This is a genomic window from Geodermatophilus saharensis (assembly GCF_900188205.1).
Lineage (GTDB): Bacteria > Actinomycetota > Actinomycetes > Mycobacteriales > Geodermatophilaceae > Geodermatophilus > Geodermatophilus saharensis.
This window is the reverse complement of record NZ_FZOH01000003.1, coordinates 309943-326224: the sequence shown is the minus strand read 5'-3', so window position 1 is coordinate 326224 and position 16282 is coordinate 309943. Positions and strand designations below refer to the sequence as shown.

Genomic DNA, 16282 nt, shown 5'->3' with positions numbered 1-16282 from the left:
CCCCGCGGAGGTCAGGCCGCCCGGGCCGGGCCGGTGCTGGCCCGCAGGATCAGCTCCGCCCCCACGGGCACCCGGCGCGGCGCGTCGCCGGCCTCGGTGAGCACCAGCTCCATCGCGCGGGCGCCCATCTGCTCCAGCGGGAGGCGCACGGTGGTCAGGGCCGGCTGCAGGTCGGCGGCCAGCCACAGGTCGTCGAAGCCGACCACCGAGACGTCCTCGGGGACGCGCCGGCCGAGGTCGGACTGCAGCGCCGACAGCGCCCCGACGGCCATCAGGTCGTTGAGCGCGAAGACGGCGGTCAGGTGCGGGTGCCGCTCGAACAGGGTGAGCGTGGCGGCGTGCCCGCCGGCGCGGGAGAAGTCGCCCTCGGCCACCGCGACCGCGTCCCGGTCCCGCCCCAGCGAGGCCCACGCGTCGAGGAAGCCGCCGAGCCGGTCGGCCACGGTCCGCAGGTCCGCCGGCCCGGTGACGACGCCGACGTCGCGGTGCCCGAGGTCGTGCAGCAGCCGCGCCACCTGCGCCGCACCCCGGGCGTTGGCCGGCAGCACCGTGTCGAAGGGCAGGCCGCGCTCGCTGACCAGGGCGACGCGGCCGCCGCCGTCACCGAACTCCCCCAGCGCCCGGTCGAGCTCCGCCGCGCCCGCCAGGCGCCCGCTGCCGGCGAGCAGCACGGCACGCACGCGCTGGGCCTGGAACCGCTGCACGTACTCGACCTCGCGCCCCGGGTCGCGGAACGTGCTCGCCAGCATGGTGAGCAGGCCGTGCTCGGTCGCCACCCGCATCGCGCCGGCGGCGATGGAGGCGAAGTAGGGGTCGTCGACCTCGTGCACCACCAGGCCGACGACGTTGGTGCGGGCGCGCGCCAGCGCCTGCGCCGGCCCGTTGGACACGTAGCGCAGCTCGGCGGCGGCCTGCCCCACCCGGGCGGCGAGGTCGGGGCGGACGACACGGTCGCTGCCGTTGAGCACCCGGGAAGCGGTTGCCAGGGAGACACCGGCGCGGTCGGCCACGTCGCGGAGGGTGACCGCGGCCGGTGCCCGCCGGGTGCGGGGGTCGTCCGAGGGCTGCACCAGCGCAGCGTATCCGCCCGGCGCGGCGCGCGGCGTCCCCCGCACAGGGGGACCCGCCGGCCGGCCGGGTCCGGGCAGGGGGTTGCCCGCCTCACACTCCCCGCCTACGCTTCCGGTAAGCGCTTTCCAAACCGAGGAGACGGCGATGGGCACACCCCCGCTGGGCATCATCATGAACGGCGTCACCGGCCGGATGGGCTACCGGCAGCACCTGCTGCGGTCGATCCTGGCGATCCGCGAGCAGGGCGGTGTGCTGCTGTCCACCGGCGAGCGGGTGCAGGTCGAGCCGCTGCTCGTGGGCCGCCGCGCCTCCGCGCTGCAGGAGATCGCCGAGCGGCACGGCATCGCCGACTGGACCACCGACCTCGACGCCGCGCTGGCCGACGACCGGTGGCGGGTCTACGCCGACTTCCAGATCACCTCGGCGCGGGTGGCCGCGATCCGGCGGGCGATCGCCGCCGGCAAGGACGTCTACACCGAGAAGCCCACCGCCGAGACCCACCGCGAGGCGCTGGAGCTGGCCGAGCTCGCCGCCGCCGCGGGGGTCAAGAACGGCGTCGTCCACGACAAGCTGTTCCTGCCCGGGCTGCTCAAGCTGAAGCGGCTGCTCGACTCCGGCTTCTTCGGCCAGGTGCTCTCGGTGCGCGGCGAGTTCGGCTACTGGGTGTTCGAGGGCGGCTGGCAGCAGGCCCAGCGCCCCAGCTGGAACTACCGGGCCGAGGACGGCGGCGGCATCGTCGTCGACATGTTCCCGCACTGGAACTACGTGCTGGAGGACCTCTTCGGCCGGGTCGAGTCGGTGTACGCCAAGGCGGTCACCCACGTCACCAGCCGGGTCGACGAGCGCGGCGAGCCCTACGCGGCCACCGCCGACGACGCCGCCTACGGCGTCTTCGAGCTCGAGGGCGGGGTGGTCGCGCAGATCAACTCCAGCTGGGCGGTCCGGGTGGCCCGCGACGAGCTGGTCGAGTTCCAGGTCGACGGCACCCACGGCAGCGCCGTCGCCGGGCTGTTCGGCTGCCGGATCCAGCCGCGCAACGCGACGCCGAAGCCGGTGTGGAACCCCGACGTGCCCGACCCCCGCGACTACCGCGCCGGCTGGCTGGAGGTCCCCGACAACGACCCGGCCGAGAACGGCTTCAAGATGCAGTGGGAGCAGTTCGTCCGGCACGTGGTGGAGGACGGCCCGCACCCCTACGACTTCGCCTCCGGCGCCCGCGGCGTCCGGCTGGCCGAGGCGGGGCTGGAGAGCTCGGCCACCGGCCGCCGGGTGGCGATCGAGGCGACCAGCGACGACCGGGTGCCGGCGCGATGAGCACCGCCGTCCTCCTGGGCAGCGACGGGCGCACCCGGCTGCTGCCGCTCGGTGAGCCCGCCGCGGTGCGCCGGCCCGCCGGCCCGCTGCGGTCGCGGACCGCCTACGCCGCGGCGCACGTCGTCCCGCGGGTGGCCGGCGAGAACGTGCCCGGCGCGCCGGCCGACGTCGACTGGGACACCACCCTCGCCTTCCGCCACCACCTGTGGTCCTGGGGCCTGGGAGTGGCCGACGCCATGGACACCGCGCAGCGCAACGCGGGCCTGGACCCGGCCGCCACCCGCGAGCTGGTGCGGCGCAGCGCCGCCGACGCTCGGTCGGTGGGCGGTGCCCTCGTGGTGGGGGTGAACACCGACCACCTCGCCGACGACGTCGTCCCGCTGTCGCGGGTGGTCGACGCCTACGTCGAGCAGCTGCACTCCGCCGAGGACGTCGGGGCGGGCGTGGTCCTGATGGCCAGCCGCCACCTCGCGCGGGTGGCCGAGGGCCCGGCCGACTACGAGCGGGTCTACGCCGAGGTGATCGCGCGGGCCGGCGCCCCGGTGCTGCTGCACTGGCTCGGCGAGGCGTTCGACCCGCAGCTGCGCGGTTACTTCGGCTCGACCGAACCGGCCGCGGCCGCCGACGTCGTCGTGCGCGTCATCGAGCGCGACGCCGACCGCGTCCGCGGCATCAAGACGAGCCTGCTCGACGCCGGCGCCGAGATCGCCCTGCGCCGCCGGCTGCCGGCGGGCGTGGCGGTGTACACCGGCGACGACTTCCACTACGTCGACCTGGTCGAGGGCGACGAGCAGGGCTTCTCGCACGCCCTCCTCGGCGCGTTCGCCGCCATCGGCCCGATCGCGGCGTCGGCGGTCGCCGCTCTCGACGCCGGCGACCCGGCCGGCTACCGGCGGCTGCTGGGGCCCACCGAGGCCCTGTCGCGGCAGGTGTTCGCCGCACCCACGTCGTCCTACAAGACCGGGATCGCCTTCCTGTCCTGGCTCAACGGCCACCAGCCGGCGTTCGCGATGGTCGGCGGGATGCACAGCGGCCGCAGCCTGCCGCACCTGTCGGAGGTCGTGCGGCTGGCCGACGCGGCCGGCGCCCTGGAGGACCCCGACCTGGCCGCCCGCCGGTGGAACGGCCTGCTGGCGCTGTCCGGCGTCGAGGTCCCGACGCTGGAGGCGGTGGCGTGAGGAACGGTGGCGTGAGGAACGGTGGCGTGAGGAGCGGTGGCGTGAGGAGCGGTGGCGCTGGAGGCGGTGGCGTGAGCGCGCACCCGCGGCTGTCGCTGAACCAGGCCACGGTCAAGCACGCGTCCCTGCTCGACGCGCTGGACGCCACCCGGGAGGCCGGGATCGGCGCGATCGGGCTGTGGCGGGAGCCGGTGGCCGAGGTGGGCCTGGAGAAGGCGTGCGCGCTGGTCACCGACTCGGGGCTGCGGGTCTCGAGCCTGTGCCGGGGCGGCTTCTTCACCGCTCCCCCCGGCCCGGCCCGGGCCGCGGCCCTCCACGACAACCGCCGCGCGATCGAGGAGACCGCGGCGCTGGCCGCGGCCGGGGCGCCGGGCTCGGCGCCGGTGCTGGTGCTGGTGGCCGGCGGCCTGCCCGACGGCGACCGCGACCTGCCCGGTGCCCGGGAGCGGGCCCGCGACGCGATCGGCGACCTCGCCGGCGACGCCGCGGCGGCCGGCGTGGTGCTGGCCGTGGAGCCGATGCACCCGGTCTTCGCCGCCGACCGCGGTGTGGTCTCCACGCTCGGCCAGGCCCTCGACCTCGCCGAGCAGTTCCCGGCCGCGGCGGTCGGCGTCGTCGTCGACACCTACCACGTGTGGTGGGACCCCGACCTGCCCGCGCAGGTGGCGCGGGCCGGCCGCGGAGGCCGGATCGCGAGCTACCAGGTGGCCGACTGGGTCACCCCGCTGGGGCCGGACGTGCTCACCTCCCGCGGCCTGCCCGGGGAGGGGCACGTGGACCTGCCGGCGGTCAGCGCCCTGGTGGAGCGGGCCGGGTTCGGCGGCGACGTCGAGGTCGAGGTCTTCGACCGCGCCCTGTGGGAGGACGACCCGCGCGCCGTGGCGGTCCGGACGGCGGCGGCCTTCGCCGTGGCGGCAGGGGTCCGGGTCCGTGCATGACGGCCCGGTCGCGGGGAAACGGGATCGGCGTCCCTGATCCCTCCCAGCGAGCGAGCACGTCGAGGAGGACGCCGTGAGCGTGATGCGCTTCGACCCCTTCGGTGACCCCTTCCGGGGCATGGACCGGCTGGCCAGCCAGCTGATGAGCGGCACGAAGACGCCGATGGGCATGCCGATGGACGTCTGGCAGGCCGACGACGGCTACCACGTCGCGCTGGACCTGCCCGGCGTCGACCCCGCCGGCGTCGAGATCACCACCGAGCGGAACACGCTGACCATCCGCGCCGAGCGCCGCTCGGAGTACGGCGAGAGCGGCAACGTGCTGCTCGCCGAACGGCCGCAGGGCCGGTTCACCCGCCAGCTGCAGGTCGGCGACGCCCTGGACACCGCCCGGGTCTCGGCCACCTACACCGACGGCGTGCTGCACCTGGTCATCCCGGTGTCGGAGCGGGCCCAGCCGCGCCGCATCGAGGTGCAGCACGGCGGCGCGCAGCAGCAGCTCCCCGTCACCGGGGACGACGGGGACGCCGGCGAGGAGCGGCAGGGCTGACCGGGCGCCCGGGTCGGGCGGGGACGGCTCCCCGCCCGATCCGGGGTCTCAGCCGTGCACGTACACCTGCCCGGGCTGCACGGGCCCGAGCAGCTGCGGCACCGTGACCAGCGTGTAGCCCGCCGCCCGCAGCGCGTCGACGATGCCGGGCACCGCCTCGACCGTGCTCGGGTGGATGTCGTGCATCAGGACGATCGCGCCGGGGTGCACCCCGTCCAGGACCCGCTGGGTGGTGGTGGCGACGTCGCGGTTGAGCCAGTCCTGCGTGTCGACGTCCCACTCGATCTGGGCGTAGCCGCGCTGCGCCGTCACCGAGGCGACCGTGGCGTCGGTGGCCCCGTAGGGCGGGCGCATGAGGTCGGTGGCGATCCCGAGGTCGGCCAGCACCGCGGTGGTGCGGTCGAGCTGGTCGCCGACCGCGGCGGCCCCGACGTCGGGCAGCCGCGGGTGCGACCAGCTGTGGTTGCCGACGGCGTGGCCGTCGGCGACCGCCTGCCGGACGAGGTCGGGCTCGGCGGCGGCGGCCTGCCCGACGACGAAGAAGGTCGCGCGCACGTCGGCCGCCCGCAGCTCGTCCAGCAGCCGCGCGGTGTAGGGCCCCGGCCCGTCGTCGAAGGTGAGCGCGACGCACGCGAGCACGGCGCAGTCGACCTCCTGGCCGGGCGGCGGTGACGGCGCGGGAGGTGCGGGGGGTGCCGGCGGCAGGGGCTCCGGTGCCGGGGGCTCCGGTGCCGGGGGCTCGGCTGCCGGCGGTTCGGGCGCCGGGGGCTCGGGCGCCGGCGGGACGCCGGCGAACGGGGCGGCCGTCACGGCCGCCTGCCGCACGGCGCGGCCGGCGTCGGTGAGCACGCCCTCGACGACCTCCGGGGCGAACCGCACCGCGACGTCGCCGAAGGGCTCCGCCCGCCCGTCGCCCAGGCCCACCACGGCGGTCACCGACCCGTCCGCCCCGAAGCGCAGGTCGGCCAGGGCGACCGCGCCGCCGAGCAGCTCGTGCCCCAGTCCGGCCCGGCGGACGGCGTCGGTGAACCAGGCGAAGGCGAGGTCGGGGTCGGCGACCAGGTCGGGCGAGGTCCAGACGGCCCCGGAGGCCACGTCGGTGTAGACGCCGGTCGTGGTGGTCTCGGCGGGCAGCCCGCCGATCCGGGTGCGCACGCCGACCGAGGCCCCGAGGACGCTGCCGGCGGCGAGCACGGGCGTCACGTCGACCGTCAGCTCGTTCCACGAGCCGGGGACCAGCTCGTCCTCGTAGCGCTGCGCGTCCTCGGCGACGAGGTCGCCGAGCGCCTGGTCCAGGGCCGGGAGGCCGGGCACCGCCACGGTGCTGACCTGCCGGTGGTCCTCCGGGGTCTTGCTGTCCTCCCTGGTCACGGCCAGCCCCACCGCGGCCGGGTCGAGCGCCTCCGGGAGCGCGACCACCGCCGCGGGCGGGGTCACCCCCGTCGGGGTGGCCGGCCCGGCGCCGTCGCCGGTGCCGTCAGCGCTGCCGGTGCCGGTGCCGGAGTCGCCGCCGGTGCCGGTGCCGGTGTCAGAGCCGTCGCCGGTGTCGTCGCCGGCGACCGCGCCCACGGCCTGGGCGCCCACGGCCTCGGTGCCGACGCTGAGCACCCCGTCCGGCCCGTCGCCGCCGCAGGCGCCCAGCACGAGCGCCGCGACCACGAGGGGGACCGCCCTCCCCGGCCTCACCACCGCGCCGCACCCGGGGCGGCGGGCCGGACCCCGCCGCCCGGCGGGCCGGCCGGGCCGCAGCGAGCGGAGGTCGTCGGTGCGGGTCGGTCGGGGGGTGGCACGGGAACCGCCGCGGGGTGGGGCAAGGACCAGCTCCTTCACGCGTCGTGCGGACGTCCGTGTCCCGGGGGCCGACGGGCGTCAAGGTCCCGGGCACCGCTCCAATCCCGCTCCAACGGCGTCGCGGGCACCCGCCTGCGAGCCGGCGGCAGGGGGTGGCGGGCGACCGGTCGCTCCCGGTTGGATCGCAGGTCGGAAGGGTCGTCCGGCCGGCTCCCCCGGCGCCGACACGCGGACGGCACCCGTCCGTGGACCGGATGCCCCGGGAGGTCCTCCGTGACCGGTGACGAACCCCTGCCCGGCGCCCCCACCGACGCCGGTGACGGCGCGGCGGGGAGCGCGGGGCGCAGCTCCGGGCAGCGCGCCCACCGGCTGGCCAAGCTGCGGGCCCTGCAGGCCCGCGGCGCCCTGCCCTACCGGTGGCCCACCGACGCCACCGCGGCCGGCATCCGCGAGCGGCACGCCGGCCTGCCGCCCGGCCGGCGGACCGAGGACCGGGTGCGCGTCGCCGGCCGGCTGGAACGGGTCCGCCGGCAGGGGTTCCTGACCTTCGCCACGCTGCGCGACCGCACCGGCGCCGTCCAGCTGTTCGTGGACACGTCGGTGCTCGGCGCCGGCCGGCACGCCGAGTTCGACGACGCCGACCGCGGCGACTGGCTCGGCGTCGAGGGCACGGTCGTGACCACCCGGCGCGGCGAGCTGTCGGTGTGCGTCGAGGACTTCGCCGTGCTGGGCAAGGCGCTGCTGCCCCCGCCCGACCCGCACACCGGGCTGACCGACGTCGAGACCCGCTACCGGCAGCGCTACACCGACCTGGAGGTCAACGAGCGCACCCGGGAGGTCTTCCGGATCCGGCACGCCGCCGTGCGGGCCATCCGCCGGTCGCTGGAGGACCGCGGGTTCACCGAGGTCGAGGGCCCGGTGCTGCAGACCATCCAGGGCGGCGCCAGCGCCCGGCCGTTCGTCACCCACCACAACGCGCTCGACGTCGACCTGTACCTGCGCATCGCCCTGGAGCTGCACCTCAAGCGGCTCGTCGTCGGCGGCATGGAGCGGGTGTTCGAGATCGGCCGGGTGTTCCGCAACGAGGGCATCGACACCCGGCACAACCCGGAGTTCACGATGCTCGAGGCCTACCAGGCCTTCGCCGACTACACCGACATGATGGACCTGGTCGAGGACCTGGTCGTCGAGGCCGCCCGCGCCGCCCTGGGCGGGGACCTCACCGTCCACGCCGCGGGGCACGCGATCGACCTGGGCGCGACGCCGTGGCCGCGCCGCCGCTTCGCCGACATGATCGCCGACGCCACCGGCGAGACCATGCACCCGGCCATGCCGGTGGCCGAGGCCCGCGCGGTCCTCGACCGGCTGGGCATCCCGTACGAGGCGGCGTGGGGCGCCGGGCGGCTGATGAAGGAGGTCTACGACGAGCGCGTGCAGCACTCCGTCGTCGGCCCGGTGTTCTGCGTCGACTACCCGCGCGAGGTCTCGCCGCTGGCCCGCACCCACCGCTCCGACCCCGCCTACGTCGAGCGCTTCGAGCTGATCGTCGCGGGGTTCGAGCTGTCCAACGCCTACTCCGAGCAGAACGACGCCGTCGAGCAGCTCGCCGCCTTCGAGGCCGAGGCGCGGGCCAAGGCGCACGGGGACCCGGAGGCCGGCGACGTCGACCTGGACTACGTGCGCGCGCTGGAGCGGGGCATGCCGTGCACCGGGGGCATCGGGATCGGCATCGACCGGCTGGTCGTGCTGCTGGCCAGCGTGGACTCCATCCGCGAGGTCGTCCTCTTCCCCACGCTGCGCCCGGAGTCCGGGCCGCCGCCCGGCGGCGGGCCCCGCGGCGCGCCGCGCCCGCTGCTGGCGCCGACGCCGCTGCCCGCGGCCGCCTCGCCCGGCGACGGCGCGGCGCGCAGCGGGTCGGTGGTGGCCCTCCCGACGACGGCACCCTCGGCGCACCCGGTGCCCCCACCGCCGCCGCGCGCGGGTGTGCACCCGGTGGCGGTGCGCGTCCTCGCCGCGCTCACCGCGCTGGCCGGCGTGCTGCACCTCGCCGTCCGGGTGCCCGTCGTGCACGACCGGTGGGGCCGGGCGCCCGAGCTCGACCCGCTGGAGCTGCCGGTCGCCGGGTCGGTGACCTCGGTGGTGGTCGGGTTGCTGCTGGTCCTGCTCGCCGGCCAGCTCGCCCGGCGCAAGCGACGCGCCTGGCAGCTGGTCGTGGCGCTGTTCGCCGTCGGCGCGGTCGCCCACGTCCTGAAGGGGCCGCACCCGGTCGCGGTCGCCGTCTGCGCGGCGATGCTGGCCGCGCTGGTCACCTACCGCCGGGCGTTCGCCGCGCCGGGCGACCCGCCGTCGCTGCTGCGCGTGCTCCACGTCCTGCCGCTGTACCTGGGCGCGGTGCTGCTGACCGGCCTGACCACGCTGTGGGTCGACCGGGCCGACGTCGAGCCCCGGCTCACCCTCGGCGGCGCGCTGCAGACCGTGCTCGCCGGGCTGGTCGGCCTCGACGGGCCCCACACCTACCGGTCGGCGTTCCTCGCCTCGTTCCTCCCCGCCGCCCTGCTCGCCCTGGGCATCGCCGGCGTCGTCGTGCTGGCCGTGCTGCTGCTGCGGCCGCTGGCCGCCCGCCGCCCGCACACCGAGGACGACTGGGCGCACGCCGAGCGGCTGGTGCACACCCACGGCTGGGACACGCTCGCCTACTTCACGCTGCGCGACGACAAGAGCTTCTTCTTCTCCCGCGACGGCGAGGCCTTCCTCGCCTACACCTACCTCGGCGGCTACGCGCTGGTGTCCGGGGACCCCGTCGGTGCGCGGGAGTCGGTGGTGCGGGTGCTCGACGAGTTCCTCGCGTTCTGCGACGAGCGGGCCTGGACGCCGGCGCTGCTGGCCGTCCGCGAGGCGAGCATGCCGCTGTACGCCTCCCGCGGCTTCACCTCGGTCTACCTCGGCGACGAGGCGGTCGTCGACTGCCGGCGGTTCACCCTCGAGGGCCCCGGCCGCAAGGGCCTGCGCGCCGCCGTCCGGCGGGTGGGGCGCACCCACCGCTTCCGGCTGCTGGCCGAGACCGACGCCCCGCCGGCGCTGGTCGACCGGCTCAACGCCATCAGCGCCCGCTGGCGGGGGAAGAACCCCGAGCGCGGGTTCACCATGACGCTGTCGCAGGACGTGCGCGGCGCCGGGGCCGATCCGCAGTTCCTGCTGTGCGTGGCACTCGACGCCGACGGGGTGCCCGGCGGCTTCCTGCGGCTGGTCCCGGCCTACGGCCCCGACTTCGGCTACACCCTCGACCTCATGCGGCACGACCCGGACGCGCCCAACGGCATGACCGAGTTCCTCGTCGCCGCCACCGCCACCGCGCTGGCCGAGCGGGGCGTGGCCCGGCTGTCGATGAACTTCGCGATGTGGGGGCGGCTCCTGGACGACGACGTGCCGTTCACCCCGGTCCAGCGCGCGGCCCGCTGGGCGGTCGGCGTCCTCAACCCCTTCTTCCAGATCCGCTCGCTGCGGGAGTTCAACGCCCGCTTCGGCCCGGAGTGGCTGCCGCGCGTGCTGGCCGTGCGCCGGCGCGCCGACCTGCCGCGGGTCGGCCTGCGCTACGCGGGGGCCGAGGGCTTCCTCGCGGTCCCGGGCGTGGGGCCGCTGCTGGTGCCGCGCGCGGTCGGCGGCGTGCCCGCGCCGTCCGACCCGGCGGGACCGGCGGCGGCGTGACCTGCGGCGTCAGGCGGCGGGCGCGGCGACGGCGGTGGCCGCCGAGGACCGGGCGAGGGCGACGGTCGCCGCGACCATCGCCGCCACCAGGACGGCGACCAGCACCCACTCCGCTCCCCCGGCCCGCAGCCGCTCACCGAGCACCGTGACGCCCAGCGCGGCGGCCACCACCGGCTCGCCGACGGTCGCCGCGGGCAGCGACGCCCCGAGCGGGCCGGCCTGGAAGGCCGACTGCTGCACGAGGGTCCCGCCGAGCAGGGCCGCGGCCAGCAGCCAGGTGCTCCAGTGCGTGGCCACCGCGACCGGACCCTGGTCGAGCCGGTCGACCACGCCCTTGGTGAGGGCCGCCGCCAGGCCGTAGGCCGCGCCGGTGACCAGCGCGAGCAGCACCGCGCGGGCGGCACCCCGGCGCAGCGCGGCACCGAGCAGGCACCCGCCGCCGCCGACGGCGAGGACGACCCACGCCGGCAGCCACGTGCGCCAGCCGGCGGAGTCGGCGCCCGCGGTGGGCTCCCCGGTGACCACGAACGCCGCGAGGGCGACGACGAGCACGCCGGCCCAGGCCCAGTCGCCGCGGGTCAGCCGGCGGCCCGCCCACCGGGCTCCCAGCGGCAGCGCGAACAGCACCGTGGTCACCAGCAGCGGCTGCACCAGCAGCAGCGACCCCAGGCCCAGCGCCGCCGCCTGCGCCAGGTAGCCGCCGGTGTCGGCCAGCGTGCCGCCCCACCAGCGCGGCGACCGGAGCAGCCGGCCCACCAGCCGCAGCCCGCGGGCGTCGGCGTCCGGGACCGCCGCCGCCGACCGCTGCTGCACCGCCGAGGCCAGCGCGAACAGCGCCGCGGCCAGGACCGCGAGTGCCGCCGCGGTCACCGCCACGGGGTCAGGCCGCCACCGGCGTCCGCTCGCGCGGGCGCCGGTCCAGGGCGACCACCAGCGCGGGGAACAGCAGCACGGTGACCACGCCGGCGCCGACCAGCGCGGCGGCGTTCTCGGGCAGCATGGTGCCGCTGCGCAGGCCGATCTCGGTGAGCGCCACGAGCACCGGCAGCGCGGTCGCGCTCACCAGGGCGGTCTGGGCCCGCTCCCGCAGGGCCAGCACACCGCGGTAGACGAGCAGCGCCGGGCCGCCCCGGACGGCCAGCATCAGCGCGAAGAACAGCACCAGCCGCAGCGGTGCCTCCGCGATCGAGGGCAGGTCCAGGGCCATGCCCGAGGCCACGAAGAACACCGGGACGAAGAAGCCGTAGCCGACGGCGTCGAGCTTGGCCTCCAGCTGCGGCGCGGCCGCGCCCACCCACCGCCGCAGGACCATGCCGGCCAGGAAGGCACCGAGGACCGCGTCCAGGTGGAACTGGTCGGTGACCGCGATGAGGGCGACCAGCAGCAGCACCGTGCCGCGCAGGGTGATCTGGCTGGTCTCGTCCTGGCCGGCGGAGATCACGCGGGCGAGCCGGCTGCCGTCGCGGACGGCCCGGCGCAGGACCGCCAGGACGACGGCCAGCACGGCCACCGCGGCGAGGGAGACCAGCGCGGCGAGGCGGCCCTGGGTGCCCAGGAACACGGCGATGGCGAGCACCGGCAGCAGCTCCCCGACCCCGCCGGTGGCCAGCAGGTACCGCCCCAGCCGCCCGTGCAGCATGCCCTTCTCGCGCAGGATCGGCAGCAGCGTGCCCAGCGCCGTGGTGGTCAGGCCCAGCGCCACGGGCAGGAACGCGCGCACCACGCCCCCGGCGGTCAGCAGGCCCACCACGCCCAGCGCCAGCGCGGCGGACACCCCCCACGCGAGCAGGGCCCGCCGGCCGGCGTCCTCGCGGAACAGCCGCGGGTCGAGCTCGTAGCCGGCCAGCAGGAAGACGAAGCCGAGCCCGACGTCGGAGAGGACCCGCACGTCCTGCGCGGTCCCGACGTCGAGTGCGTGCGGCCCGATGAGCATGCCGCCGGCCAGCAGGAGCACCACCTGGGGCACCGGCAGCCGTGGGAGCAGCCCCACGACGACGGCGGCGACCAGCGAGACCGCGGTCACCGCGGCCAGGGTGTCGAGCACGACGACGTCGTCCACCGGGCTCTCCCGTCTCCGGAGATCCCGCGAGGATGCCCCTCCGGCCCGCCCGGGCGGAAGCACACCGGGCACGCGGGGCTCCCGCCGGGGCGGGGTCCGGGGCACGATCGCGGGGACGGTCGCGGGCAGGGGGCGGGAGGTGCCGTGGGCCTCGAACCGGAACTGATGCCGGTGGTCGACGGACGGCGGGAGCTGGTCGCCTGGCTGGTCCTCGGCTTCCTGGTGACCTTCCTGGTCACCCGGTTCGTCACGCGCGCCATCCGGCAGGGACGGGGACCCTTCCGGGACGCCAGCGTCGGCGGGGTGCACGTCCACCACGAGGTCTACGGGATCTTCCTGCTGCTGGGCACCGGCACCGTGGAGTTCACCTACCGGCCCGGCGGTGCCGGCGGTGTCGTGCTCGCCCTGCTCTTCGGCGCGGGCGCGGCGCTGACCCTCGACGAGTTCGCGCTGTGGCTGCACCTGGAGGACGTGTACTGGTCCCGCGAGGGCCGCAGCTCGGTCGACGCGGTGCTCATCGCCCTGGTGGTCGGCGTCCTGCTGCTGGTCGGCGCCAACCCCTTCGACGCCGACGAGGCCGACAGCGAGGCGGTGCTCGCCCTGACCCTGGCGGTCAACCTGCTCTTCGCCCTGGTCGCCATCCTCAAGGGCCGCGTCCTCCTCGGCGTGGTCGGCGTGTTCGTGCCCCTGGTCGCGCTGGTCGCCGCGCTCCGCCTCGCCCGGCCGGCGTCGCCGTGGGCGCGGCGCCGCTATCCCCCGGGCTGCGCGGCCGCCGACCGCTCGCTGCGCCGCTTCCCGCCGGGCCGGCGCAACCGCTGGGACGCGCTGGTCGACCTGTTCGCCGCGGTCCCGCGGGCCACGCCGGCGCGGCCGGCCGTCCGCTCCGCCGCCGGCGGGTGAGCACCCGGCAGGACACGTTCAGGCCTCTGGTGTCTCGTAACCCCTTCCGGGGCGGGCGCGGATGCGGTACGCAGTGTCCCGACAGGGTCGTCACGCACGGTGGTCGGACGCTCCGGTGGCGCAGTCGCCGCCGGTCCGGGTCACGCGTGGGGTCGCGGGCACGGGGGACGCACGCGAGGAGGCCGTTCGTGGGGGGAACCGTGTCCCGGCTGCTGGGGTTCCGGGACCTCGGGCCGCTGGAGGTCCGGCGGGCGGGGGAACCGGTCCCGCTGGGCGGCGCGCGGCTCACCGCGGCGCTGTCGCTGTTGCTCGTCCACGCCGGCGGGCACGTCAGCGTCGACGCGCTGACCGAGGCGATGTGGGGCGCGCAGTCCCCCGCCCGGTCGTCGTCGACGCTGGACTCGCACGTCTGGCGGCTGCGCAAGGTCCTCGAGCCCGACCGGGCGCCAGGGGTGCCGTCGGAGGTGCTGGTGCGCGAGCCCGGCGGCTACCGGCTGGTGGTCGACCCGGGGACCGTCGACTCGCGGCGCTTCGCCCGCCTGGCCGACGAGGCGCGGGCGCTGCTGTCCTGCGGCCGCGCGGAGGAGGCCCGCCGGGCCGCCGAGGAGGCGCTGGCCCTGTGGCGCGGGCGCCCCTACCCCACCGTGGCCGACGCGCCGTGGGTCGCCACCCACGTCGCCCGCCTCGTCGAGCTGCGCGACCAGGTGCGGGAGGTGCTGGCCGAGGCCCTGCTCACCACCGGGGCGCCGGGGCAGGCACTGCTGGAGCTCGGGCCGCCCCTGGCCGAGACGCCGCTGCGGGAGCGGCTGTGGGTCCTGCGCATGCTGGCCCAGCACCGCCTCGGGCGCCCCGAGGAGGCGCTGCGCAGCTACCGGCAGGCCCGGGCGGTGTTCCTCGACGAGCTCGGGCTCGAGCCCGGACCCGACCTGCGCGAGCTGCAGCGCCGGATCCTCACCGAGGACGCGACGCTGACCGACCGCACCGGCTCCGGCCGGCCCACGGCGCCGCCCTCCTCTCCGCGGGGCGCACCGACCGAGCGGTCACCGGGCCCCGCCGCGGCGGGCCCGGCGCCGGACGAGCCGCTCCCCGGGGCCGGTCGGGGCGAGGACGAGCCCGGGCCGGCAGCCGACGCCCGGGACCGGGGGCAGGAACGCACCCACCGGCAGGGCGCCGGCCACCCGTCGGCCCGGCGCGGACACCTCCTCGGGCGACCACCCCTCCCGCCGCAGCGTCTCCCGGCGGCCGACCAGCAGGGACACCGCCGCCCGGCGCAGCGGGCCCCCCGCCACCGCGCCGACGTGGAGACCCACGGCCGGCCCCTCCCGCGGGCCCTCGACCGCCACGGTCTCCGTGCCGGACGGCAGGGACGCGACGGTGACCCGGGCGGCCCGCAGCCCCCCAACGGCGACGTCCCGGGTGGCGACGCGCTCGACGGTGCCGTGGCGGACCCGCCGGAGACGCGCGACGACCCCGGAGCCGAGCCGGACGGCGCCGCACCGCCACCCGACCCCGTCCCGGACGACGACGACGACGACGGCGGCGGCGGCGGCGGCGGCGGCGGCGGCGGCGAGGGAGGGAACCGGCCGGCCGGGACCCGCCCGCGTGGGCACGGGAGGCCGCCGGGTCCGGACGGCGCCGCGGTCCCCGCGCCCGGCGCGCTGCCCCTCCCGCCGGGGCGGGACACGCACCGGACGGCGGGCCGGCGGGGCGGGCGGGACCTCACCCGTCCCGGCGCGCGGCCTCCTCCCGCCGGGTCGCGGCCGAGGTGGTCGTGATCCAGTCGTCGATCGTCTCCCACCAGCGGTAGAGCCAGTCGGTCAGCTCCGCCTCGTCGCGCGGGACCTCCGCGGCCGGGATGAACCACCAGCGCAGGTGGAGCGTCTTGTCCATCGGCAGGCCCCGCCACACGTCGCCGACCGTGCTCAGGTGCTCCAGGCCGGTGTGCGCCACCAGGACGACGTCGGCGTGCGGGGCGGCCTGCAGCGCCGCGACGACGCCGCCGGGGCGCGGGGGCAGGAGGTGGCGCATCCGCTCGGCGCGCGTCAGCGCGGCGAGCAGCCCGCGCTCGCGCAGCCGCTGCAGGGCCCGCACCTTGCGCTGCGGGGTGTAGTTGGCGCCCTCGGGGAAGATCAGCAGCGCGTCCTCCTCGCCGAGGTCGCTGGCGAGGCCGGCGATCGCCTCCTCCGGGCCGGGGCCGGCCGCCCGGCGGGCGGAGACGAAGTGGTTGGGCAGCCGGTTGAGGTAGACGTCGATGAGCGGGTCCAGCTGCAGCACGTCCTTGAGCACGATCCGCGGCTGGCGCAGGTGGTCGCGGTTCATCAGCGTGTGCACGAGCAGGAACGAGTCGCCCGGGCCGGCGTGCCGGGACAGCACCACCATGGCGTTGGTCGAGCCGGGCACCCCGTCGTCCAGCGGCGACCAGGACTCCCCGTCGGTGACCAGGCGCAGGGAGAACAGCCGCTGGGCGGTCCGCATGAGCGCGTCGAGCAGCAGCCGCAGCACCGTGTAGTGGGCCGCGCGGGAGGCCGGGCCGGACAGCCGGCGGCCGAAGCCGCTGGCCACCCACAGCACCGCGGCGGCGGCGAGGCCGGCGACCTCCAGCGCCAGGTACACCAGCCCGAAGCACAGCAGCCGCAGTGCGCGCAGCCGGCCGGGCAGGAAGACCGAGACGAGCAGCGCCAGGACCACCAGCACCGGCAGCAGCAGGACCCCGGTGACCAGCGCGGCGATCAGCAGCGGACCGGTCACCCGGCGCACGCGGCGGGAGGGCAGCACC

12 protein-coding genes are annotated in these 16282 nt (G+C 77.3%); 7 read left to right on the top strand and 5 right to left on the bottom strand.

Going from position 1 to position 16282, the window contains the following annotated elements; genetic code table 11:
* Positions 1–11: 11 nt before the first annotated feature.
* The gene (locus CHC04_RS09490) at positions 12–1070 is read right to left on the bottom strand and encodes a LacI family DNA-binding transcriptional regulator (protein WP_217897276.1); all 1059 of its coding nucleotides are present in this window, start codon (positions 1068–1070) and stop codon (positions 12–14) included.
* Positions 1071–1215: 145 nt separating this feature from the next.
* On the opposite strand from CHC04_RS09490, the gene CHC04_RS09485 reads away from it, so the two are divergent.
* From CHC04_RS09485 to CHC04_RS09470, 4 genes are all read left to right on the top strand, one after another.
* Positions 1216–2385: a Gfo/Idh/MocA family protein gene (locus CHC04_RS09485; protein ID WP_089403668.1), complete on the top strand. Its 1170-nt coding sequence runs from the start codon at positions 1216–1218 to the stop codon at positions 2383–2385.
* The gene (locus tag CHC04_RS09480) at positions 2382–3563 is read left to right on the top strand and encodes a dihydrodipicolinate synthase family protein (protein ID WP_089403667.1); all 1182 of its coding nucleotides are present in this window, start codon (positions 2382–2384) and stop codon (positions 3561–3563) included. The genes CHC04_RS09485 and CHC04_RS09480 overlap by 4 nt, the downstream gene beginning before the upstream one ends.
* A 71-nt stretch (positions 3564–3634) precedes the next feature.
* On the top strand, positions 3635–4501 hold the full coding sequence (locus CHC04_RS09475) for a sugar phosphate isomerase/epimerase family protein (protein WP_089403666.1): 867 nt from the start codon (positions 3635–3637) through the stop codon (positions 4499–4501).
* Between the two features lie 82 nt (positions 4502–4583).
* On the top strand, positions 4584–5051 hold the full coding sequence (locus CHC04_RS09470; RefSeq protein WP_089404009.1) for an Hsp20/alpha crystallin family protein: 468 nt from the start codon (positions 4584–4586) through the stop codon (positions 5049–5051).
* A 48-nt stretch (positions 5052–5099) separates the two neighbouring features.
* On the opposite strand, the gene CHC04_RS25260 is transcribed toward CHC04_RS09470, so the two are convergent.
* Positions 5100–6710 (bottom strand): polysaccharide deacetylase family protein, encoded by a 1611-nt coding sequence (locus tag CHC04_RS25260; protein WP_089403665.1) that lies wholly within the window; start codon positions 6708–6710, stop codon positions 5100–5102.
* Positions 6711–7115: 405 nt separating this feature from the next.
* Here CHC04_RS25260 and lysS point away from each other — a divergent pair, with 405 nt between their 5' ends.
* Positions 7116–10547, top strand: coding sequence for a lysine--tRNA ligase (gene lysS / locus CHC04_RS09460; RefSeq protein WP_089403664.1), 3432 nt, complete (start codon positions 7116–7118; stop codon positions 10545–10547).
* A 9-nt stretch (positions 10548–10556) separates the two neighbouring features.
* On the opposite strand, the gene CHC04_RS09455 is transcribed toward lysS, so the two are convergent.
* Together CHC04_RS09455 and CHC04_RS09450 are read right to left on the bottom strand one after the other, a co-directional pair.
* Positions 10557–11423 (bottom strand): DMT family transporter, encoded by an 867-nt coding sequence (locus CHC04_RS09455; RefSeq protein ID WP_089403663.1) that lies wholly within the window; start codon positions 11421–11423, stop codon positions 10557–10559.
* 4 nt (positions 11424–11427) lie between these two features.
* On the bottom strand, positions 11428–12606 hold the full coding sequence (locus CHC04_RS09450; protein WP_089403662.1) for a cation:proton antiporter: 1179 nt from the start codon (positions 12604–12606) through the stop codon (positions 11428–11430).
* A 144-nt stretch (positions 12607–12750) separates the two neighbouring features.
* Between CHC04_RS09450 and CHC04_RS09445 the strand changes: the two genes are divergently transcribed.
* Together CHC04_RS09445 and CHC04_RS09440 are read left to right on the top strand one after the other, a co-directional pair.
* Positions 12751–13506: a hypothetical protein gene (locus CHC04_RS09445; protein ID WP_217897274.1), complete on the top strand. Its 756-nt coding sequence runs from the start codon at positions 12751–12753 to the stop codon at positions 13504–13506.
* A 188-nt stretch (positions 13507–13694) separates the two neighbouring features.
* Complete coding sequence (locus CHC04_RS09440) at positions 13695–15281, top strand: AfsR/SARP family transcriptional regulator (protein ID WP_141233749.1); 1587 nt, start codon at positions 13695–13697, stop codon at positions 15279–15281.
* Here the strand turns inward: CHC04_RS09440 and CHC04_RS09435 are convergent.
* Positions 15226–16281 carry a lysophospholipid acyltransferase family protein gene (locus CHC04_RS09435; protein ID WP_089403660.1) on the bottom strand — a complete coding sequence of 352 codons (1056 nt, stop codon included), beginning with the start codon at positions 16279–16281 and terminating at the stop codon, positions 15226–15228. The genes CHC04_RS09440 and CHC04_RS09435 overlap by 56 nt on opposite strands.
* Position 16282 lies beyond the last annotated feature (1 nt).